The organism is Shewanella psychromarinicola, assembly GCF_003855155.1.
Taxonomy (GTDB): Bacteria; Pseudomonadota; Gammaproteobacteria; order Enterobacterales; family Shewanellaceae; genus Shewanella; species Shewanella psychromarinicola.
This window is the reverse complement of record NZ_CP034073.1, coordinates 2,179,468-2,200,649: the sequence shown is the minus strand read 5'-3', so window position 1 is coordinate 2,200,649 and position 21,182 is coordinate 2,179,468. Positions and strand designations below refer to the sequence as shown.

Genomic DNA, 21,182 nt, shown 5'->3' with positions numbered 1-21,182 from the left:
TCCTATTTGATTAATGAGAAGTGAACGGCGTAAAAAATCAGGCCATTTTTCGGTCTTAAGTCAATTTGGACACGCTGCGGTCTACTGGCAACCCTTTTGAAATAGTACTAGCCAAATTGTTGGTGGTAAGCAACCATAAAATCTTCTCTTATCAGCTGCTCTAATTGTATAGCGCGTTCAGTGGGGCAAAAAATCATTATATGAACATTCTGTTCACCATTTATGCCACTAGTGATATGAATATGCGGTTCGCTGCCCGGTAAATCGACACCTGCATGTTTTTCTATAACGCCGTTGTAGCGCTTGGCCACTTCAATAAAGTCTTCGCAGTGATCTTCTATTTGACGGGTTAGCTCAGGAAAAAGCTTATAAAGGTTAACAAACTCGACCACGGTAATCGTAATGTTATGGTAAACGTAGCGTTTCATAAAGTTGAGGTTTTTGACCGCATAGGTAAAAAACATACTGTTTGGCAACGTCGCGGTTTTTCCTGTGTAATGGTATTGACCCTGATCCAGATCGATCTCTTGGATCACTGTGGCCATTAAGTTGTGTTCAATCACTTCACCATATATTTTGCCAACTTCAATCCAATCACCTATCACAAACGAACGAGAACTGGCTCGTTGTATCGAGCCAGTAAAGCAAAGAATAATCTCTTTTGAAGCTATCACTAAAGCAATGGCAATAGCGGTAACTGACAGGGCAAACTTGCTGACTTCGGATTGCCAAAGCATGAACAAAATAACCAGGATTAAAATGAATGTGCCATTTTTAGTACGTGACATCCATTTACGTTGCACATCAGAAAGAAAAGCCACATCGCCACGAATACTTGAAATGATAAAGCGCTTAATCACTGAAATAAGCATTACTATCAACACAGTTAATAATAATTTGTGTTCGAGAAAGAAATCGACTATTGATACAATTTTATCTACCAAACCTGCTACCTATATTGTTATTTTTTAATACTGATGGTGCTGAATCGCTATGATTCTGGGCCGACACTCTATGGGGAATGTTACCAGAAAACAAGGTGATTTTCAGATAACTAATAGGGGGGCTAACGTTGGGATAGATCGAGTTATTAAAGCAACTGCGGGAGATCCAGCCCAAGTCAAACCAAGCGAGTGGAATAACCCCTTTAGCGCTGTGGAGTTGAAAGTATTGAAGCGTTTTAAGCAACTAAATACGGAAGCGATTATTCACGGATCTAACGCCATGTTAAGCAAGACAAAAAATATCGAAATACTGACAGACATTGGGCTATCGATACCCACCAAACCAGCTCTTAGGCTAATTTGAACTTATTGACTAACAAATTGAGATGATCATTTGCAGTCGAAAGGTGTTGAGTACTCACTGCGGTTTGCTTACCATTTTGCAACAACTCAAGCGCCATAGTTTCGATGGTGTGTATATTTCGACTAATTTCACTGGTTACTGCACTTTGCTCCTCAGATGCAGTGGCTATTTGACCGCCTAAATCGTTAATGTTTAAGATAGAACTTGTCATTGAATCAAGGTTAGAGGTCACTCTAAAGGTGTTATCTGCCACCTTCTGACAGCTCTGCTTAGTCTCAATCATCACCTTTACTGCCGACGAAGCGTCATCTTGTAACCTTATTAAGATCTGGTCAATTTGAGCTGTACTCGATTGGGTACGAGAGGCGAGTGAGCGCACTTCATCAGCGACAACGGCAAAGCCTCGCCCTTGTTCTCCTGCACGTGCGGCTTCTATTGCAGCATTGAGTGCCAACAGATTGGTTTGATCAGCTATCCCCTTAATTACGCTTAAAATCGATACGATTTGGTCGGTATTCTCGCTCATAGTATTAATCTTGTCGGTCGCCGCATTCATATCTTCTACAAGGGCTATTACGCTATTTGATGCATCAACAACGTTGATTTTAGAGGCTTTAGCTTCTTCGTTGGCTTGCTGGGTGCTCGATGCAGTTTGCGCTGCACTGTTAGCCACCGCCTCTGCTGAGCTGTTCATCTGAGTGATTGCGGTAGCTGCGAGACTCGTTTCTGAACTGTGGTTGTTCAGAGCAATGCTGTTACTTTCTGATTGACGGTTAAGTTGTGTGATGCCTTCAGTAATGTCTTTGGATGAACGGGATATATCAAGCATCATGGTTTGAAGGTAACCAATAAAATTATTAACTGAATGGCTTATATCTCCAAGCTCATCATGATTAATGATTTCCAATCGGGAGGTGAGATCGGCTTCGCCAGTGGATAAGGTGTCTATACGTGTTTTTAACACCACCATGTCGGTGATTAGTTTGCTTATAAGCCAGACACAGAAAATGAGTGCAACGATGATAATGATGCTTGCCACTGCAATACTCTGGAAAATTTTGTTGTCGAATATCTCACGAGTACCATCCGTAAGGCCCTGTTGAATCGAGGTCACATCAGACTCGTAGGTTCCCGTTCCTATAATCCAGCCCCATTGAGGTAGGATCTTTCTGACGTATGAAATTTTTGTTTTATTCACATTCGTTAAAGAAGAAAACTCAGAGAGCAGAACAAAGGCATCAGATTTTCCCTCTAAGACTTGGTTAACTTTAGCGGTGTTGTTTGTCTGAGTACCAATAAGATCTGTTTGCGAGTGAGCCAGAATATTACCGTTTAGATCCTGCACCCAAAATTTACCATTTTTACCATATTTTGCTGCCATTATAGTTTGTAGAGCAGCAGTGACATTCCCCTGCTTTAGCGTGCTGATGTACTCACCCGTAGCAATCACTAAATTAAGCGGTTCAAAATAGAAAGAAGCTGATATTTTTTCTTCGATCTGTCCTGTTGATGGGTTTGAAAAGAAGTAGTTGGTGAAACCTATCTTGTTTTCCTTGGCGGCTGCAACAATATTACGGGCGTAATAGTTGCCTTTTTCATCGATAGCATCACGACTATTTCCCATTGAAACGCTGCCATTGCCAGCGGCTTCATTCGTTAAAGTATCTGCATCATAGGCAAACAGATAACGGCCCTTTCCCCATTGGTATTCATTGATGAAGGTATAGATCATCATATCGGGGTCATCGGTGAGATTATTTTCATACAGGTTATTAATTGTATTACGCAACATGACAATCTCATCGCTCAGGCCCAGCCTAATATTTTCGACTTTGGACTGTTGATAGAAATCATTAACTGAACGGCTAAGAGTATCCACCTGACCGATAAGGTTATCCTTTACTAAACTTTCGACTTTATCATTGATATTAAGCTTTTCTTTTTTAAGAACAGCCTGTTCAACCATGAACATGTTGACGATAAAAAAGCTAGATACAAGGATTAGTAAAGTACCTACTAATATGATTAATTTAGCTTTAATAGTATTTATCATAATAAAACCTTAGATAAGCTCAATAGTACATAAGAAAAATCTAATGGCATTAGGTGATAAAAAACAGCTAAGTTCAACATGGGTGTTGCAGGAGTGTGATCTAGGCGTTAACGCATTAGAAAAAATGCGAGCTAATTAACAAAATACAATCCAAGCATTCATCATTAATAATACATTTTAAAAAAAACTGACTAATCTTGGGTGATAATTTAAGTAGCAGTAGCTGTGCTCAAGAAGTACTGACTCAATGGCATATAAATGAAAACAAATACATTCACTATAAATATTGAGGGGTTGTTGAGCATCAAGCTCACGTAAAGTGGCATAGTAAATTTGGCCACCGAATAACAAATCGACTATAAGAGCCCCCTAGTGTTTAACAAAGAAGCCATACTTATAATAATGCGAACTATTGAATTTTTAACTTTGGCGCTAACAAATTTATGCTCCAAAGCTTATTAGCCTTTGGGCTTTCCCCCCGAGTAATACTTAAACCATTTTGATATTTAAAAATCCACTATAGGCCATCAATTCAATGGCATTAATCAGGCCATATATGGCTTTTTTCAAATAGTATTCAAGCACAAGGATACGTCTAGCGCGTACTCAATAACACCGGGAGCTGCTACACTGTTGTTGGTTATTTTTTAATTTAAGATCAATTTTTATGCAGCGCCCTCCTCTACGTCAAGCCAAAACCATCGATAACGTTTTTAATAGCGCCTATTGGCACCTTGGCCAACAAGATTTTACCATTAATGAAATTCGCACTAAGCTTGAGCGTAAAACAGAAAATCAACAATGGATTGAAACCGTACTGGCCAAACTCATAGAAAACGGTTATTTAAAAAATGACAATGACTTTGCGGTACGCTATTGCGAGTTAGCCTTTAGAAATGAACTCGGTACCAGCGCGATAAGACGTAAGTTACAACTGCGCGGCGTACCCGTTACCGTGATTGATACCGCGATAGAGCAAGTGATGTACGAGCAAAAAGTCGATGCCTTTGCGATGGCCACATCTAGGCTACTAAGGCGATTTGTTAACTTTTATGGCACCAGCAGAGAAAAAGTCTACACCCAAATGACCACAAAAGGGTTTTCTCGGGCCGAAATAGATCACGCATTAGCACAACATCCAGAACGTGAAACACTGCGCAGTAAATTAGCCATAAAAGCAGACAAAGTTGACTTAACCACTGAAATAATCAAACTATTTAACAAAGGCAAAGGCAAAACCCTCATCTTGCAAGAACTAAAACAGCGACTGATTGATGTGAGCGACTTTGAAGATACGGTGTACCAATTAACGTTAACAGAGGATGTCGATTTTTATCAAAGCTGTAAAAATGAGCTGGCGAAAAAGCGCTATGACTTATCAAACTATAAAGAAAAGTCCAAAGCGTATGCCTATTTATCCCGTAAAGGGTTCGGCAGTGATGAAATAAAAGAAGCAATGGGTCCAGATGATGACTAACAAAACACAAGATTGCCACCCAAGATTAATGAAGCAAAAAAGCGTTTAATTTGTACGTTTGAATAGCCATAAAAGGCTATCGCAATGAATGACGAAAGCCATGATGTTAATGATTATATAATTATGGGTGGCTTAATAACTATCTGTTTCATAGGTATTTTCCTCATAACTCTCGGCTTCATAAATAATGATATCTCATTATAATTCTGTTTTTATATCCCACAGATAATCTTGATGACTAGTGCAAATGTCACTAAATTCGGCACTGTGTTTATTGTCTTTATCATAAAGGGTATCAAGGATATTTTTTTTTGCTTTTAATAAATCAGAATAGTTATCTGCGGTGGCCGTTTGCAATCGACGGTATTTGCCGCCAACGACATGAGATAACCAACCCCAGGATGTGAGTTTTCCTTTACCGACTTGAGCATTGAATACTGGAGCAAAATGTTCTTTGACAATAGCATCTGCTTTTTCTTCTCCCGAAAAACTACATTCCATGTAAACAGATAAGCTTACTTTTCCACGCGTTTCGCCCCCCAAAGTAGGTCGACTCCCGGTCACATACTGCCAAATATAATCTTCATGAGATTGACAACCACGTCCAAGGGCATCAGTATTTTTTCCCAAAACAGCTTCAAATTTTTTGTTCATCGTCTCTTGTGCAGCAAATAATGAATCTATACTCGGTGCTGAATGGTATAAAATTCGACGCCATTCGCCTCCGGTATGATGCTTCAGCCAACCCCAACTCGCTATGGTGCCATTGTTAACACCATCATTATATATGGGGGCATAGGCTCTTTGAACTAGCTCGTCTACAGCGGATTCTTGCTCAGGTATGCATTTAAAATAGGTTGAATAAACATACATTTCTGGCTCTTCTTCGGCAGCACATAGCGCTGTGAATGAAAATAGCAGTACGCCTATAAATTTTGGTAGAACGTTAAAAGGGTTCATATTGAATCATCCTTAACTATTTCTAGTAGCATTTCTACTAGATATGAATAAATGAAATGTTTTTCATTCGTATTACCACCAATTAACCATAGTCCAATAAGGTAATTTTATTTAATTAAAATATGATAGAAACTAGGCATAGGATTCAATTCTGGTAAATTAAATATCTTTACATAATTAAATTCAACTGCTTGAGTGAATTAACCGGCTTAATCAAGTGTCATTAACGGCTTTGATTGGCCTTGTTGATTAAATCATTGTCTGGGCAAGCTAACCCGCAGGGCGAGATCGTGAACGTTTTTTAAACAATTTAACTCACTATTTGACGTTAACATCTCGCTATGATCTTATACTCCCTTTTTTCGGGAGCACACCATGCATATTGACCACTTCAAAGAGCATTTCCAAACAATAACAGACCAGCGCCAGGGGGCTAAAGTGACCTATTGCCTCTTTGAGGTGCTGTTTGGTTCGCTATGTGCCGTTATCGCAGGCGCTAAAGGCTGGTTTGACATTCGCGAATACATTCTTGGGCATCATGATTGGTTTCAAAACAACAACCTCTTCATGAACGGCATTCCCGCTGATGACACGATTGCTCGTATTATATCAACCATTGAACCTGAGCAGTTTCACCAATGTTTTATCAATTGGATGTCTTCGATACACACCCTTACTGAAGGCCAAGTCATTGCTATCGATGGAAAAACGCTTCGAGGGTCATACAATCGTGAAGATAGAGCCAGTACCATACACATGATTAGTGCTTATGCTTCATCAAACAAATTAGTACTTGGTCAGCTTAAAACAGAACAAAAAAGTAATGAGATAACAGCTATTCCTGAGTTGATAAAAATGCTCGATATCAAAGGGGCGTTAGTGACTATCGATGCGATGGCTTGTCAAACAAAGATAGCAAAAACCATTGTGGACCAAGGTGGTGATTATCTGCTTGCCGTTAAAAGTAATCAGGGAAAGCTGCGCGAAGCAATAGTAAAAGCCTTCGCTTTCCAGCGAGCTAACAATACGGACAAATCCGTAATTGAACACGGTCACGGACGTACTGAGTGTCGACAGTGCTATGTTATTGATAGTAAAAACTTACTCGGTGACTTTTCAAAGTGGAAAGGGCTAAAAAATATCGTTATGGTTGAAAGTTGTCGCCTTGAGAAAGGAAAACCAATCGAACTTGAGTATCGTTATTACATTAGTTCTAAGGAGTTAAGTGCTGAGCAAGCAGCGATAGCTGTCCGAGAACATTGGGGCATAGAATCGATGCACTGGGTGCTTGATGTCAGTATGAGTGAGGATGCATGTCAAATATACAACGCACACGGGGCGGAAAATCTATCATGTCTGCGTCATATGAGCTTGAATATGTTACGAGCAGAGCCGACGAAGATAAGCATTGTTGGAAAGCAAAAGCGATGCATGATGAATCCATCGATGCTTGAAGCAGTATTAAAGGCTGGATTCAGTGGTTAGGTTAAAAATTAAACACTCATGCGGTAGCCCTGAGCTAACCCGTTTCTATTTATGCCCCAAGTTGGTTAGTCTTTGGTGTATGGCCTACGGCCAATAAGGTCGTGGCCGTAGGCCATATCCATAATCAACTTTAGGCAGAAATAAGTTAGCAGACCTTCCCTGCATGAAACAATTCCAAACTGAACATCACTAAATAGCTAAACAACCGATTATGGCTGTCTACGTCTATTTTCTCTAGATATTTACATAGAATAAAACAACTAATAATTAACATAATATCTAAAAATTTATCACTAATATTGAAAGGTCATTCTTAGAGATTAAACATGTTTAATTCTTAACCATTAAGCTGTCTCAAATTGATCTATATCTAATTTTATTGTTCTACGTCCTTGTAAACTGATCATTCAATCGTTATCTGGAAGGCTATAAAAAGGTCTTCCTTATCCTATTATCAAAAAGGAGTCAGATATGTCATTACAAGGAAAAGTCGCGCTCGTCACTGGTGCAGGTCAGGGCATAGGACGTGCCATTGCACTTCGTTTAGCAAAAGATGGAGCAGATGTTGCCATCGTTGATCTAAACGAAGAAAAAATGCTCGCGGTATCTCTTGAGGTCAAAGCCTTAGGTCGAAAATCAACGACTTTTAAAGCTGATATAAGCGACCGGAAACAAGTTTATGCCGCTATAGACCATGCAGAGAAAACCTTAGGTGGATTCGATATTATGGTGAATAACGCAGGTATTGCGCAAGTTCAAGCCATAGCAGATATTACTCAAGAAGAAATGGATAAAATCCAAAAGATCAACGTAGACGGAACTCTTTGGGGCATTCAAGCCGCTGCAAAGAAATTCATCGAACGCAAGCAAAAAGGCAAAATTATAAGTGCCTCTTCCATTGCTGGCCATAATGGGTTTGCTTTACTGGGCGCATATTCGGCGACTAAATTTGCAGTGCGTGCGTTAACTCAGGCTGCAGCACAGGAATATGCTAGCGCAGGTATTACAGTAAATGCTTATTGCCCTGGTGTGGTTGGAACCGATATGTGGGTCGAGATTGATAAACGTTTTTCTGAAATTACTGGGGCTCCAATAGGTGAAACGTATAATAAATACGTCAAAGGCATTGCACTTGGTCGTGCGCAAACACCTGTGGATGTCGCCAACTTTGTGTCATATTTAGCCGGTCCAGACTCTGATTACATGACAGGTCAAGCACCACTGATAGATGGCGGTATGGTTTACTGTTAATAATAACCAAACGATCCCGAAATGCAGGATTGTGTATTTTGATGTGTCTTGGGTATATATATGGTTTAAAAATTGCGGGCTAACATTGAGAGTAACAACATAGCCTGCAGTTTTTAGCTCTGTGATTAACAGCAATGTGAAAAATAGGCTGGATTCTAAAAAGCACTACTCTTAGGTGACAATGTCTATTGCTAATCAAGTTTCAATCTAAGGCTTTAATTTCCTGCTTAACATTCTTTATTTTTTACTTTTAAACTTAATTACCATTGTTCTCGAAAGCCTTTCTGAAAGAAATAAAACTATGCTGAAATGAAACTAAATGAAACTATGCCACCCATTTTCTGAAGTATCTCGAATTATTAAATAAAAACTCGAACAAAAATGAATATCGTAATCAAAAAGTATGTCACATAGTTGTACAGCCTAATTTTTTTTGAGTCTATACTGGTTTTAAAATCAAGTTCATACACTTTTAAGCTTCTACAAAGCAGAGAGTTAATATATAGCCATAAAACACATATTATAAAAATAGAAAAATACCCATACCATTTAAAGCTTGAAAAAAAACTAAAACCATTAGTGTTTAAAAATCCATGCAAGATTAGAAAAACAAAACCTAATGATGAAAGTAATACCATAGAAACAGAGCCAGAATGGCCAAATCCTTTTTTTCTATAATATGCATAACCACCAACAATAAAATTCCGGACATAAAACATTTTTAATTATCTCCAAGGTTTATAGCTTGAACGCCGATCACCTTTTGACATAATCCTATCATAAATACATGGCCATATATGGACGCTCCCGGTGAGTCAAGATAATACTTTGCTCACCGAAGGCTTTTTGGCCTTAGTTTTCTATACAACATTCTCACTCTTATCGTTGCTTTTGATGTGCTCATTTACCGCTAGAAGCGGTTGTACTGCCATATATACGTAAGCGCTCAATTAACCGCACATACCAATAACCTTCAAATGTGACATGATTATTTCCTAACTAAATCTAGGAAAACAATCATGTCAAAAAACGATAAAATACAATACTGGCAACGCATTTTTCAGCAGCAAACTGAAAGTAAATTAACCAAAGCTGAATTTTGTAAAACCAATGACTTAACCCTATCTACATTTTATGCGTGGACTAAAAAACTTAACCCGCATTCGTCATCAACTAAGCAAAAAGTGGTGCCGCTGATTTTTCCTGAAATTAAACCTGACCAGCCACTCACGCTGGCATTGCCCAACGGCTATCTGTTTTCTTTTCCAGCCTCATTAGCGCCAAGCAAATTACAACAATTTTTACGCGTGCTATCAGCATGACACCACATAAGCAGATCTATCTTGTTACCGGCCATACCGACATGCGTAAAGCCATTGATGGCTTATCTTTAATCGTCAGTGATGTATTGGAAATGGATCCGTTGAATCAAGCCTGGTTTATTTTTTGTAATCGCGACCGGGACAAAATTAAGATTTTATTTTGGGATACTAATGGTTTTTGGCTTTACTATCGGCGGCTAGAAAAAGGTCGCTTTAAGTGGCCTGGCGCTAACGACGAACAAGACGCGCTGACAATCAACCAGCATCAGCTAAATTGGTTACTATCAGGCTTATCGTTAGAAGTATCCCATGGGCATAAACCCTTAAATGGCCTGACAGTGAGGTGATCATCACTGGATCGCTAAATAGCGGTTGCATGATCAAATACAGCAGGCAAACTAGCGCTATCTATTGGTCTTGAACGCTAATTAATGACAACTGAACAGCCTGATAATATTGAACAACTAAAAAAAATGCTGGCAATGTTGCAGCATGAAAATCAGGTGCTCAATGCTAAAAATAAAGACTTGGAAAACCGCCTTAATATCGCTTTGGAACAATTGCAACTCAACCGCAATAAGCAGTTTGGTCAACGCAGTGAGAAAATGCCGAAAGGCACATTCAATGAAGCTGAGCAGGATCAATCCACAAATAAAAATGAAAATAAACAACAAGGTAAAACGGGTCGAAAACGATTACCTGAGCACCTTGAACGTGAAGAAAGATCTTATACTCTTGACAGCCCTATGTGCGATTGCTGTGGTCATGTGATGCGTGAATGCGGTGTGCAAGAAAGCGAACAAGTCAACATTATTCCAGAGAAGATCAGCGTCATTAAGCACAGGCAAACCAAGTATGCTTGCCGTGAATGTGAAACAACATCAACCAGTACCTCTGTCATTACCGCGCCTAAGCCTGCACAGCCGATCCCCCAGAGTATCGCCAGCCCTGAAGCGCTTGCGGCTGTGGTGACCGCCAAATACTGTGATGCCCTACCGCTTTATCGGTTAACCGACATATTTGCCCGTGGCGGTTTAAATATTAGCCGCGCTACACTGGCCAATTGGTGCATAGCCAGTGCCGAATTAGTTAGGCCGTTAATTGCTGCGATGAAAGCTAATCTACTCGCTCAATCAACGCTGTGCGCAGATGAAACAACGGTGCAAGTATTGGATGAACCAGATAGAAAAGCAGCAACTAAATCCTATATGTGGGTCTATCGCAGCAATGAATTTAGCGATAACCCTGTTGTTATTTATGATTATCAACCGAGTCGTGCACGCAGTTGCCCAGAAGCATTTCTAGCAGATTATGCCGGATATTTACAATGTGATGGTTACAGTGTTTACGACAATATAGAAGGAATAATGCCAGTCGGGTGCTGGGCACACGCCAGACGCAAATTCCACGATGCCTTAGCGGTGCAACCGAAGAAAACCGGCAAAGCAACAGTCGGTATCAATTATATTCAAAAACTGTATGCAATAGAAAAGCGGGCAAAAACATTACCGCCCGATAAGCGAAAATCACTCCGGCAGGAAAAGGCTGAGCCAATCTTAACATCGTTGCATGAATGGTTAGAAAAAAGCGAGAAAACAGTCCTGCCCAAAAGTAAAATTGGGGTAGCAATCAAGTACACATTGAATCAGTGGGAAAAACTGAGGCGTTACCTTGAATCAGGTGAATTAGGCATTGATAATAATGTCACTGAACGCGATATCAGGCCGTTTACGACGGGGCGGAAAAACTGGATGTTCTGCCAATCGGTAAATGGTGCAAAAGCCAGTGCTGCACTTTATAGCTTGGTGATGACTTGCCGTGCCAACGATATTAACCCGTACTTTTACTTCCAAAAACTTTTCACGGAACTGCCACAACGGGATAAATTTGCTGATTTAAGTGATTTATTACCTTGGCATGCCGATCTAAAAGCTTGATGATATCGGGCTCCACCGCTTAATTGACCGCTTACATATATACGGGCTTAACAGCCAAGCTGCGCCCCTAATGAAATCCGTACCACTGCGCCTGTCAATTGAAACACCCATGCGGATTAGGCTTTTCCTATCCTTGGCCTATTCGGGCTAGCACTGGTTGGACTGAGCCATTTCTTCATCGTTCACAACAACCCCGGTGAGTATTTAATGTGCTATCTTGCGGCTCTTATCACCCAGTCGGACTCGGAGTCCTTGGCCAGACCGAGCTCTGCAAGATAGCGACAACAGTGTTAACAAGTACCATGGTTTACACCTTGATTTGCTGCATATTGCGGAGCATAAGGCACTTGTTTTTGTAATAAAATCCATATCAGTCTGGCGAGTCTATGAGCCGTGGCAACCACCGTACTGCAGATGCTTTTTCGGCTTCTTAGCTGCGTTATCCAGAGGTTTAAATCATCTTGTTTTTTACTCGCATGGCTGACGACGGTTCTGGCTCCATGAATAAGCTGTTTGCGTAAATAGCCGTTGCCACGTTTGGTAATACTGCCATTAACACTTCGATGGCCTGAGGCAAATTGCTTGGGGGTTAACCCCAGCCACACACCCAGTTCTTTAGCAGTATTAAACGCCTGACCTTTGCCAATTGATGCAACAAACGCTGACGCGATAATGGGCCCTACACCAGGAATGCTTAATAAAATTTTGCCATTAGGGTCACGCTCGACAAGTTTTTTTATCAAGGTATTAATTCTGTCTAAATGAGTATTAACACTTTGATATTCATCCCAGAAATCATTAGCCATCAACTTAATGATAGGGCGTTGTGACGCATCGTTAATGATGTCCCACATAGCAACTTCAAATGTTTTATAGCCTTGGGCAAAGCAAATCCCAAAATCGACTAATACACCCCGAATTTGATTAGTGCAGGCCGTTTTCTCCTTCACTAAACGTTCTCTGACTCGGTGTAACATCAATATTTCTTGCTGCTCTTCGGTTTTCACTGGCACGAAACGAATGTTTGGCCTAAAGCTGGCTTCAAAAATCGCCATTGTGTCATTGTTGTCATTTTTACTGCCTCGCACGAACGGGGTGACATGTTGGGCAGGAATGAGCTTAACGTTATGCCCCATAACGAGAAACTTACGTCCCCAGTAATGGGATGAATAACAAGCCTCAAAGACCACATCGCAATGGGGTTGTTGCAACATAAACTCAATCAGTTGAGTGCGATTTAAACGTTTATTGAAGACTTGCTTTGCATGGCTATCCATTCCTAAAACTTGGAAAACATTTTTTGCCAAATCAATCGCAATAGTGGTAACTTTCATGGTGGACGCTCCTTAAGTAACTGTATGGTTCAACATCAGTTTGGCGCATTGACGCCGTATTAGGGAGCGTCCATCTCATCACCCAAAATACTGACTTTAAAACGGCTGATTCAACTCTGAACTTGAGGACGTTGAAGAAAATAGTGTGAGTCCTGACATGGATGTCAGGCTAGCTTTCGAGGTACAGGATGTACCATCGGAAGCGTTAGCATTTTCGAATAAGTCCGAAGCAGCATACAAATGAAGTCCAAAGCTGGATTAATCCCCATGGCGACCTTTTCGCTGTTTGAAAATGTTGCGGGGCGGCTGGGAGTTCCAAGAGGGAACAGCCGTTGGTTTCCTCTTGGTCTGGTGTGGGTGAAGCGCCACGACGTTAGTGGCCGCAGGCCATAGCTTAAAAATACTTTGGGCCACTAACGAATTTAGCATTAACGCTTCACTGTCACGTCTTCACGGATACACAGCAATAATAGCTAACGATTTTCGACCTCGATAATCGACTACTGCGAGTTAATTTTCCACTCGCGGCAAACACTGTTATGCCTTCATATCGGCATTGAGTTGCCGGACTAAGGCCGCTGATAAGTTATTGGCAATACATACTGGAGAGTAGTTGTCACTGCAGTGAGTCATTTTATGATGCGGCAGGTAAAACAGCCGGTTACTTTTGTGTGTTTATGGGCGTTGTTTTATCTATGTAACAAAAATTGTTAACTGCTTCCTGTTTCCTTATGGTCGATTGTTGTAAACTCCGCGCCAACAAAGGCTATGTTGGTAAGAGTAAATTTTACCAGACATGTGGATAACAAATTTGTTTACCACAATACTCGCAGGTCACTAACGCCATAAGCGCCAAGTGGATCTCTCACCTAAGTCTATCTCGATTGGGGCTCTACCTGCCATAGCTGTGTCGCCAATGAATGATCATTGGTTAACTCATATTTAAGAGATCAAAAGGTATAATATCTATGAAGTCTGAACAGACTCTCTCTAACTCGACTGCTGCTTCTGATCCATTTTTGGATAGCTATTTCAATATTTCTGCCCGTGGAAGTACCTTAAAACGTGAAGTCATTGCGGGCTTAACGACGTTTTTGGCTATGGTTTATTCGGTAATTGTAGTGCCTAACATGCTTGGCACTGCAGGGTTTGACCCTGCTGCGGTATTTATCGCGACTTGCTTAATTGCCGCTTTTGGTTCGTTACTCATGGGGCTATGGGCTAATTTGCCGATGGCCATAGGGTGTGCAATATCACTCACGGCCTTTACGGCATTTAGTATGGTGCTGGGCCAAGGCATATCCATTCCTGTCACCCTTGGCGCTATTTTTCTTATGGGTGTCGTATTTACCTTTGTGAGTGTCACGGGTATTCGTCAGTGGGTACTGACGAACTTGCCAACCGGTATCGCTCATGGTACGGGTATTGGTATTGGTTTGTTTTTACTGCTTATTGCGACCAATAGCGTGAAATTAATTGTCTCCAACGATGCCGGTTTACCCGTACAGCTTGGTGATATTAATAGCTTACCGGTTATCGCAACAATAATTGGCCTTGCTATGACGATTGGGCTTGAGCGCCGAGGCATGCCAGGTGGCATATTGCTGGTGATTGTCGGACTCTCTGTCTTTGGGTTAATATTTGATCCGAACGTGACATATCAAGGCTTATTTGCATTGCCTGACTTGATGTCGGAAACATCACTGATTGGCCAGCTCGATATTATGGGCGCACTGAATCCAGTGGTACTGCCGATTGTGTTGGCGTTGGTGATGACCGCAATATTTGATGCCACTGGCACGATTCGAGCGGTGGCAGGCCAAGCGGAACTTCTTGATGAAAATGACAATATTGTGGGTGGTGGTAAAGCACTGACATCAGATTCTGTCAGCAGTATTGTTGCTGGCCTAGTCGGCGGTGCCCCTGCGGCCGTTTATATTGAATCCGCTGCAGGAACCGCTGCAGGTGGCAAAACTGGCCTGACCGCTACCATAGTTGGCTTGCTGTTTTTGATGATGATGTTTTTAGCGCCGTTAAGCTATTTAGTGCCGGCTTATGCGACCGCGCCAGCGCTTATGTATGTTGGATTACTGATGCTAAGCAACGTCACTAAGCTTGATTTTGACGATAAAGTGGATGCGATGGCAGGCCTAACCTGCGCAGTATTTATCATTTTAAGCTGTAATATCGTCACTGGGATCATGCTTGGCTTTGTGACCTTAGTGATTGGCCGCATATGCAGCGGCGAGTGGCGTAAACTGCGACTTGGCGTCATCGCCATTACACTCGGTTTAGTCGCGTTCTATCTAGGTGGTTGGGCAATTTAACCCGATAATAGACTCAATAGTGAGGCCAGCCATAGAGGCTGGCCTTTTTATTAGCGGCTTTTTGTTAGCGGCGTAATACGGCTAAGGCCTAGAAAGACGAGGCACTTGTTAGTGGCCTACCATAGCGACTTTCATCTTCAGCAGGTGCTGGTGGTAGCTGGCCGCTAGCAATATGGGCGTTTAACCATAATAGCTGCAGGGGTTACGGAATTCATCGCGGCGCAGTGATACATCTAAGTCCACATCTAGGCCCACATCTAAGTCCACATCTAAGTCCACATCTAAGTCCACATCTAAGTCCACATCTAAGTCCACATCTAGGCCCACATTTAAGCCCGCTTCACTTATCCATGTCAGGGCAATCCCCTTGCTTTTAAACGCCAGCATCACCTTGAATACACTATAGTGTTAGCTAGACAGCAAAAGCGCTAAGGCCCATAAGCAAACCCTTGTCTTGACCCATAGGAGGCATTCACCCTTTTCTAGCAATCATAAAACCAAAGATATATCTCAATAGCGTAGCCAGTAAAAATAGCTATCCGCATCACTCTTCGCAAAAATCTTGTGTCTCTAACAGTAATTTGGCATAAGGTTCCATCGGAATGTTCATTTCCTGTTGCAACCATTGACCTTTAGCCAGTAGATCTTGTTCTTTTAGCGCGGGAATGTCATTTTTGAATGCAAGAACAATCGTGTTTCCACTATCGACTTCGAAACTGAGTAGTTGGTTGTCAAATACGCCCGCGAGTAATTCATCTAACTCTTCTCGTAAGTTAACTGTCGTATGCCAGATATTGAGCACGAGGACACCTTGTTGGTTGAGTGCCTGTTTACAATCACGCAAGTAGGATTGTTGTACTTGCTTCGGTTCCATGCCCTTAGCGTTGTAGAGATCTGAAAAGATAATATCGCTTTTTATGTCGGTGTGTTTCATGTAGTTAACCGCATCATCTATATGAATACACAGGCGATCCGTGTCGGGTAAGTAAAAATATTCTGTTGCAGTATTGGCCACGGCTGCACGATATTCGACCGCATGGACCTGCAATTCGGAGAAACTACTGAGTAGATTTTTTGCCATTGAGCCGGCGCCCAGCCCCATAATCGTGGCAGTTTTTACTGTGGGGATAAACAATAAACCCGCCATCATGGCCTGAGTGTAGCCCAGAGCTAATCCATTAATGTCTTTTAGTTTCATACTACTTTGATAGATTTTCCCATCAAAGCTGAGGATCCGGCTGGTCCTTGTTTGGTAAACATAAATTGGGCCGTGCTCATCGTTTATTGATGAGATGCAGTTTCCTTTGATATCCATGATCTTTTTAATACCTTTTAAATACGGGTATATAACGGGTAGAGCATTATAACGAAAAAGAGGGCTAGGTGTTCCTCGATGATTTTTTCTGCTTTAATCAATAAAATCCTTTAGCGGACAGCCACTTTTATGTCTTGCGCTATCACGCGACAAAGGACGATGCTTGGATCGGAGATATCTTGTTAACCAAGCCAAGAGGGTCTAGGCCGCGATGAACATCGACCATATCGTCAAGTATCATAATGAGTGTCGGCTAAATCATTGATAACGGATGGCCAGTATTTAAGCTGAATGTGAATTTAAATCTAAATATGAACCGAATATAAAGATAGAAAAACCACTAAGATGCCCAAAATTGTCAGTTGAAATAGGCAAAAATTGATACCTTGGTAAGCGCTTGGATCACTAGACACGGCACATTTGCTACGGGTACTGGCTGCAGTTCAATGTCAAAAAACATGTTCGCGGATTTTGCTAGAACACGACACCTCAATGTCGTTGCCATCGAGTCATTTCCGTTAGAACGATATCGCCTAAAAAATCTTAGCGCCAGACACAGATAAAGTTCAGGATTTATACAAAAGTTTGTTATACTCCGCGGCCGCTTATCTATGGCACAAAATTGGCGCTTAATTCAGGCTTAACGTTTTTCAACTATCCTAAGATGTTAATCACGCTAAATTAAGCATAGAATCGACCATTAGATAAGGCTCTAAACCATAAAATTCCAGATTAATTTGCGAACACTTTTTGTTAACTGATGTTGACTGAATCGCATATCAATCGCTTTGTTTTGATGTACATACAGGAACTGCACCATGAAATTTGAATCTTTTAGCTTCGCCCCAGAATTACTACGCGCGATCGCTGAGTGCGGTTATCAAGCTATGACACCCGTTCAACAACAAGCGATCCCTGCGATCCGTCGTGGTGAAGATGTGTTAGCCAGCGCCCAAACCGGTACCGGTAAAACGGCGGCGTTTGCATTGCCTATTTTACAAAAAATGTGTGACACCCCCAAAGAGACGCTACCGTCTAACACTCGCACCTTAATTCTAACGCCAACCCGTGAGCTTGCTGCGCAGGTTGCCGACAATATTAGCGCCTACAGTAAATACCTTAACGTAACGGTATTAACCATTTACGGTGGCGTTAAAATGGACTCTCAATCACAGAAACTTAAACGTGGTGCCGACGTGATTGTGGCTACCCCAGGGCGTTTGCTTGAACACATTGTAGCCTGTAACTTAAGTTTATCTAACGTTGAATTTTTAGTCCTAGATGAAGCCGATCGCATGCTCGATATGGGCTTTAGTGCTGATATTAAAAAAATTATCCAAGCGGTAAACAAAAAGCGTCAAAACATGTTGTTTTCTGCGACCTTCTCTACTGAAGTGAAAAAGTTAGCCAATGAGATGCTTAATAAGCCTAAAATTATTGCCGCTGATAAGCAAAACACCACGGCGGACACCGTTAGCCAAGTGGTGTATCCGGTTGAGCAACGTCGTAAACATGAATTATTATCTGAGTTAATTGGCACTAAAAATTGGCAACGTGTCTTAGTGTTCACCGCGACGCGTGATGCGGCAGATAAATTAGTGAAAGAGCTAAACTTAGACGGGATTGTTTCTGGTGTGGTTCATGGCGAGAAAGCCCAAGGTAGCCGTCGTCGTGCACTGCGTGAATTTGTTGAAGGTAAAATTCGCGTATTAGTCGCCACCGAAGTGGCTGCTCGCGGACTCGATATCCAAAATCTAGAATATGTTGTTAACTACGATTTACCGTTTTTAGCCGAAGATTATGTCCACCGTATTGGCCGTACTGGTCGTGCGGGTAAAACCGGTGTTGCCATTTCATTTGTGAGCCGCGAAGAAGAACGCACCTTAGCGGACATTGAAAAATTAATCGGCCAGAAAATCCGCCGGGTCACAGTGCCAGGTTACGAAGTCGGCAGCCGTGAGGTATTGCTTAAGCAAATTGAACAACGCCGTAGCTTTGCTAAAAAGCAACAACGTAGCGATAACGTGGGCGAGCAGATGATTGCCGAGAAAAACATGGATGGACGTCGGGTTAAAGTAGGTAAAGCCAGTAGCACGGTAAAATACAAAAAGATTAAATAGCATCACGCTATTTAATCAACTAGGCGCTTAGGCGCCTTTTTTGTGTTTGGATGAAATTATTGTGTTTATGCTATGGTCTATTGTTGTTGGGACATCACTTCACAAGGACTTACTATGCTAAAAACGCTACTTATCGCTACCGCATTGACCCTAACCAGTTTAACCAGTTTAGCCAGTGTGGCTAAACCCATTGCCAGTGACGAAAATCATGTAATCCCCCTGCTTAATGGTCATCAAATTCCGGCTATTACACTGCAAGATGTTGATGGAAAAGCGGTTGATCTGAGTCAATTGGTAGCCCAAAAACCCACGGTCTTTTTCTTTTATCGTGGCGGCTGGTGTCCATTTTGTAATTCGCAAATGGGCCAGCTCAAAGCCATTGAACCTAAACTCATTGAGCTAGGTTTTCAGTTAGTGGGGATTTCACCCGACACCCCAGAAAAAATGCGCGCCTCGATAACGACTAAAAAACTGGATTATTTACTGCTGTCCGATGCATCAATGGCCGCTTCACAAGCTTTTGGTTTGGCGTATTACACCAGTGAAAAAACCACCCAGACTTACCAAGCTAAGCTGAATGTCGACAATACCCTGTTTACCACGCCACAAGGTGATAAACGCTTGGTGTTGCCTGTGCCTGCGGTATACGTGGCAGACAAAACCGGCTTAATCCATTTTCAATATGTTAATCCCAACTATAAAGTTCGCCCGGCTCCTGAATTGATTTTAACTGCAGCAGAGCTGTTGGTTAACTAATCGCGCCCTGTGCAATCGATTCCAATGGCACAGCCAACATCAGCGATGTAGTCAATGATGTTGGCTTATTCAACTATTTTTTATCACATGCAGAGCATTTATTCTAAGCATACAAACACCTACTTATCGCCATAAAACACAATCATCGCTCACATTTTATCGCCTTATCCCCCTTGGTTTAGCTAAACAATGCTTTTTCTGTTGGATTTATAACACCATATCTCGTTACACTGTTCTTCATATAAAAATATATCCTATTTAGTAAGGCCGCACATGACCATAGCAACCCCAACGACTTTTGGCACAGCAAACACCCCAGGCACAATCAAAGCGATGTTGTTAGGCTGTGGCGAACTCGGTAAAGAAGTCGCCATAGAATTACAACGTTACGGCATTGAGGTGATTGGGGTCGACCGCTACCCGAATGCACCAGCCATGCAAATTGCTCATCGTTTTCATGTGATCAACATGCTCGATGCCGATGCACTCAAAACGGTTATTGAACTCGAGCAGCCTGACTTGGTGATCCCTGAAATCGAAGCGATTGCGACTAAAACGTTATTGGAACTGGAGCAACAAGGCTTGCGGGTGGTGCCGACAGCAAAGGCGACCCAACTAACCATGGATCGCGAAGGCATTCGACGCTTGGCGGCAGAAACATTAGCCGTGCCCACATCGGCTTACTTTTTTTGCGACAACCAAGATGAATTTGAACAAGCTGTTGCCACCATTGGAATGCCTTGTGTGGTTAAACCTGTGATGAGTTCATCGGGTAAAGGCCAAAGTGTGATTAAAACGGCAAAGCAAGTTCAACCGGCGTGGGCTTATGCTCAAGAAGGTGGCCGAGCAGGTCAAGGGCGGGTGATTGTTGAAGCCTTTATTCCTTTTGACTATGAAATCACCCTACTGACCATCAGTGCGGTCAATGGCATCCACTTTTGTGACCCGATTGGTCATCGACAAGAAGACGGTGATTACCGTGAATCTTGGCAACCACAAGCGATGCCCGCGAAGGTATTGCACAAAGCCCAAGCCATGAGTCAGCGAGTTGTTGAAGCCTTAGGGGGTTATGGACTGTTTGGTGTAGAGCTATTTATTAAAGGTGATGAGGTGTATTTTTCTGAAGTGTCACCCAGACCACATGATACCGGTTTAGTCACCTTAATCAGTCAGGATTTGTCAGAGTTTGCCTTACATGTGCGCGCCATTTTAGGCTTACCCATCAGCAATATTGTGCAACACGGTCCCAGCGCCTCTGCGGTTATTCTGGCTGAAGGCACATCAACCAATATCCGTTACCAAGGCATGGCTGAAGCACTCGCGCCTGTTGATACTCAACTGCGTTTATTTGGTAAACCAGACATTGATGGACGCCGTCGTTTAGGGGTAGCGTTAGCCAGAGACAACACGGTTGAAGAAGCCATCGAAAAAGCCAAAACGGTTGCCAGTAAGATTAAGGTATTGTTTTAAGCAAAGCTGAAGTGAACTGGATCAAACTAAAGTTAATTAACAACAAACTAAGCCGCAGATTATCTGC

The 21,182-nt window shown here is 42.0% G+C and carries 16 protein-coding genes; 10 read left to right on the top strand and 6 right to left on the bottom strand.

Annotation, left to right across the window (positions count from 1 at the left end; all coding sequences use genetic code 11):
• Positions 1 to 107 precede the first annotated feature (107 nt).
• Together EGC80_RS09610 and EGC80_RS09605 are read right to left on the bottom strand one after the other, a co-directional pair.
• On the bottom strand, positions 108 to 944 hold the full coding sequence (locus EGC80_RS09610; RefSeq protein ID WP_101034423.1) for a mechanosensitive ion channel family protein: 837 nt from the start codon (positions 942 to 944) through the stop codon (positions 108 to 110).
• A gap of 350 nt (positions 945 to 1,294) precedes the next feature.
• Positions 1,295 to 3,361: a methyl-accepting chemotaxis protein gene (locus EGC80_RS09605; protein WP_124012317.1), complete on the bottom strand. Its 2,067-nt coding sequence runs from the start codon at positions 3,359 to 3,361 to the stop codon at positions 1,295 to 1,297.
• A gap of 667 nt (positions 3,362 to 4,028) precedes the next feature.
• Here EGC80_RS09605 and EGC80_RS09600 point away from each other — a divergent pair.
• Positions 4,029 to 4,838: a RecX family transcriptional regulator gene (locus tag EGC80_RS09600; protein ID WP_124012318.1), complete on the top strand. Its 810-nt coding sequence runs from the start codon at positions 4,029 to 4,031 to the stop codon at positions 4,836 to 4,838.
• A 198-nt stretch (positions 4,839 to 5,036) separates the two neighbouring features.
• On the opposite strand, the gene EGC80_RS09595 is transcribed toward EGC80_RS09600, so the two are convergent.
• On the bottom strand, positions 5,037 to 5,798 hold the full coding sequence (locus EGC80_RS09595; protein WP_124012319.1) for a hypothetical protein: 762 nt from the start codon (positions 5,796 to 5,798) through the stop codon (positions 5,037 to 5,039).
• A gap of 375 nt (positions 5,799 to 6,173) precedes the next feature.
• Here EGC80_RS09595 and EGC80_RS09590 point away from each other — a divergent pair, with 375 nt between their 5' ends.
• The 5 genes from EGC80_RS09590 to tnpC all read left to right on the top strand — a co-directional run bounded on the left by EGC80_RS09590 (position 6,174) and on the right by tnpC (position 11,793).
• Positions 6,174 to 7,283 carry an ISAs1 family transposase gene (locus EGC80_RS09590; RefSeq protein ID WP_124012320.1) on the top strand — a complete coding sequence of 370 codons (1,110 nt, stop codon included), beginning with the start codon at positions 6,174 to 6,176 and terminating at the stop codon, positions 7,281 to 7,283.
• Between the two features lie 471 nt (positions 7,284 to 7,754).
• Positions 7,755 to 8,534, top strand: coding sequence for an acetoin reductase (locus EGC80_RS09585; RefSeq protein WP_124012321.1), 780 nt, complete (start codon positions 7,755 to 7,757; stop codon positions 8,532 to 8,534).
• A 1,019-nt stretch (positions 8,535 to 9,553) separates the two neighbouring features.
• The gene (gene tnpA, locus EGC80_RS09580) at positions 9,554 to 9,856 is read left to right on the top strand and encodes an IS66 family insertion sequence element accessory protein TnpA (RefSeq protein WP_124011565.1); all 303 of its coding nucleotides are present in this window, start codon (positions 9,554 to 9,556) and stop codon (positions 9,854 to 9,856) included.
• Positions 9,853 to 10,203 carry an IS66 family insertion sequence element accessory protein TnpB gene (gene tnpB, locus EGC80_RS09575; protein WP_124693471.1) on the top strand — a complete coding sequence of 117 codons (351 nt, stop codon included), beginning with the start codon at positions 9,853 to 9,855 and terminating at the stop codon, positions 10,201 to 10,203. The genes tnpA and tnpB overlap by 4 nt, the downstream gene beginning before the upstream one ends.
• 84 nt (positions 10,204 to 10,287) lie before the next feature.
• Complete coding sequence (gene tnpC, locus EGC80_RS09570; protein ID WP_124011563.1) at positions 10,288 to 11,793, top strand: IS66 family transposase; 1,506 nt, start codon at positions 10,288 to 10,290, stop codon at positions 11,791 to 11,793.
• Between the two features lie 290 nt (positions 11,794 to 12,083).
• Here the strand turns inward: tnpC and EGC80_RS09565 are convergent, their stop codons facing one another.
• The gene (locus tag EGC80_RS09565; protein WP_124012322.1) at positions 12,084 to 13,127 is read right to left on the bottom strand and encodes an IS110 family RNA-guided transposase; all 1,044 of its coding nucleotides are present in this window, start codon (positions 13,125 to 13,127) and stop codon (positions 12,084 to 12,086) included.
• A 968-nt stretch (positions 13,128 to 14,095) separates the two neighbouring features.
• Here EGC80_RS09565 and EGC80_RS09560 point away from each other — a divergent pair.
• On the top strand, positions 14,096 to 15,454 hold the full coding sequence (locus EGC80_RS09560) for an NCS2 family permease (protein WP_124012323.1): 1,359 nt from the start codon (positions 14,096 to 14,098) through the stop codon (positions 15,452 to 15,454).
• Positions 15,455 to 15,634: 180 nt separating this feature from the next.
• Here EGC80_RS09560 and EGC80_RS09555 read toward each other — a convergent pair whose 3' ends face one another.
• Together EGC80_RS09555 and EGC80_RS09550 are read right to left on the bottom strand one after the other, a co-directional pair.
• Positions 15,635 to 15,841, bottom strand: coding sequence for a hypothetical protein (locus EGC80_RS09555; protein WP_124012324.1), 207 nt, complete (start codon positions 15,839 to 15,841; stop codon positions 15,635 to 15,637).
• Positions 15,842 to 15,998: 157 nt separating this feature from the next.
• The gene (locus EGC80_RS09550) at positions 15,999 to 16,769 is read right to left on the bottom strand and encodes a spermidine synthase (protein ID WP_124012325.1); all 771 of its coding nucleotides are present in this window, start codon (positions 16,767 to 16,769) and stop codon (positions 15,999 to 16,001) included.
• A gap of 818 nt (positions 16,770 to 17,587) precedes the next feature.
• On the opposite strand from EGC80_RS09550, the gene EGC80_RS09545 reads away from it, so the two are divergent.
• The 3 genes from EGC80_RS09545 to purT all read left to right on the top strand — a co-directional run bounded on the left by EGC80_RS09545 (position 17,588) and on the right by purT (position 21,115).
• A complete protein-coding gene (locus EGC80_RS09545; RefSeq protein WP_101034414.1) occupies positions 17,588 to 18,889 on the top strand; it encodes a DEAD/DEAH box helicase in 1,302 nt (433 codons plus the stop codon).
• 114 nt (positions 18,890 to 19,003) lie between these two features.
• Positions 19,004 to 19,645: a peroxiredoxin-like family protein gene (locus EGC80_RS09540; protein ID WP_124012326.1), complete on the top strand. Its 642-nt coding sequence runs from the start codon at positions 19,004 to 19,006 to the stop codon at positions 19,643 to 19,645.
• 273 nt (positions 19,646 to 19,918) lie between these two features.
• Entirely contained in the window at positions 19,919 to 21,115 is a 1,197-nt protein-coding gene (gene purT, locus EGC80_RS09535; RefSeq protein ID WP_124012327.1) for a formate-dependent phosphoribosylglycinamide formyltransferase, read from the top strand.
• The last annotated feature ends 67 nt before the right edge of the window (positions 21,116 to 21,182 follow it).

Excerpts from the sequence above, each read along its gene's own strand:
- EGC80_RS09605 (WP_124012317.1), bottom strand. The coding sequence starts at position 3,361 with ATGATAAATACTATTAAAGCTAAATTAATCATATTAGTAGGTACTTTA.
- EGC80_RS09600 (WP_124012318.1), top strand. The coding sequence starts at position 4,029 with ATGCAGCGCCCTCCTCTACGTCAAGCCAAAACCATCGATAACGTTTTT.
- EGC80_RS09595 (WP_124012319.1), bottom strand. The coding sequence starts at position 5,798 with ATGAACCCTTTTAACGTTCTACCAAAATTTATAGGCGTACTGCTATTT.
- EGC80_RS09590 (WP_124012320.1), top strand. The coding sequence starts at position 6,174 with ATGCATATTGACCACTTCAAAGAGCATTTCCAAACAATAACAGACCAG.
- EGC80_RS09585 (WP_124012321.1), top strand. The coding sequence starts at position 7,755 with ATGTCATTACAAGGAAAAGTCGCGCTCGTCACTGGTGCAGGTCAGGGC.
- tnpA (WP_124011565.1), top strand. The coding sequence starts at position 9,554 with ATGTCAAAAAACGATAAAATACAATACTGGCAACGCATTTTTCAGCAG.
- tnpB (WP_124693471.1), top strand. The coding sequence starts at position 9,853 with ATGACACCACATAAGCAGATCTATCTTGTTACCGGCCATACCGACATG.
- tnpC (WP_124011563.1), top strand. The coding sequence starts at position 10,288 with ATGACAACTGAACAGCCTGATAATATTGAACAACTAAAAAAAATGCTG.
- EGC80_RS09565 (WP_124012322.1), bottom strand. The coding sequence starts at position 13,127 with ATGAAAGTTACCACTATTGCGATTGATTTGGCAAAAAATGTTTTCCAA.
- EGC80_RS09560 (WP_124012323.1), top strand. The coding sequence starts at position 14,096 with ATGAAGTCTGAACAGACTCTCTCTAACTCGACTGCTGCTTCTGATCCA.
- EGC80_RS09555 (WP_124012324.1), bottom strand. The coding sequence starts at position 15,841 with ATGCTGGCGTTTAAAAGCAAGGGGATTGCCCTGACATGGATAAGTGAA.
- EGC80_RS09550 (WP_124012325.1), bottom strand. The coding sequence starts at position 16,769 with ATGGATATCAAAGGAAACTGCATCTCATCAATAAACGATGAGCACGGC.
- EGC80_RS09545 (WP_101034414.1), top strand. The coding sequence starts at position 17,588 with ATGAAATTTGAATCTTTTAGCTTCGCCCCAGAATTACTACGCGCGATC.
- EGC80_RS09540 (WP_124012326.1), top strand. The coding sequence starts at position 19,004 with ATGCTAAAAACGCTACTTATCGCTACCGCATTGACCCTAACCAGTTTA.
- purT (WP_124012327.1), top strand. The coding sequence starts at position 19,919 with ATGACCATAGCAACCCCAACGACTTTTGGCACAGCAAACACCCCAGGC.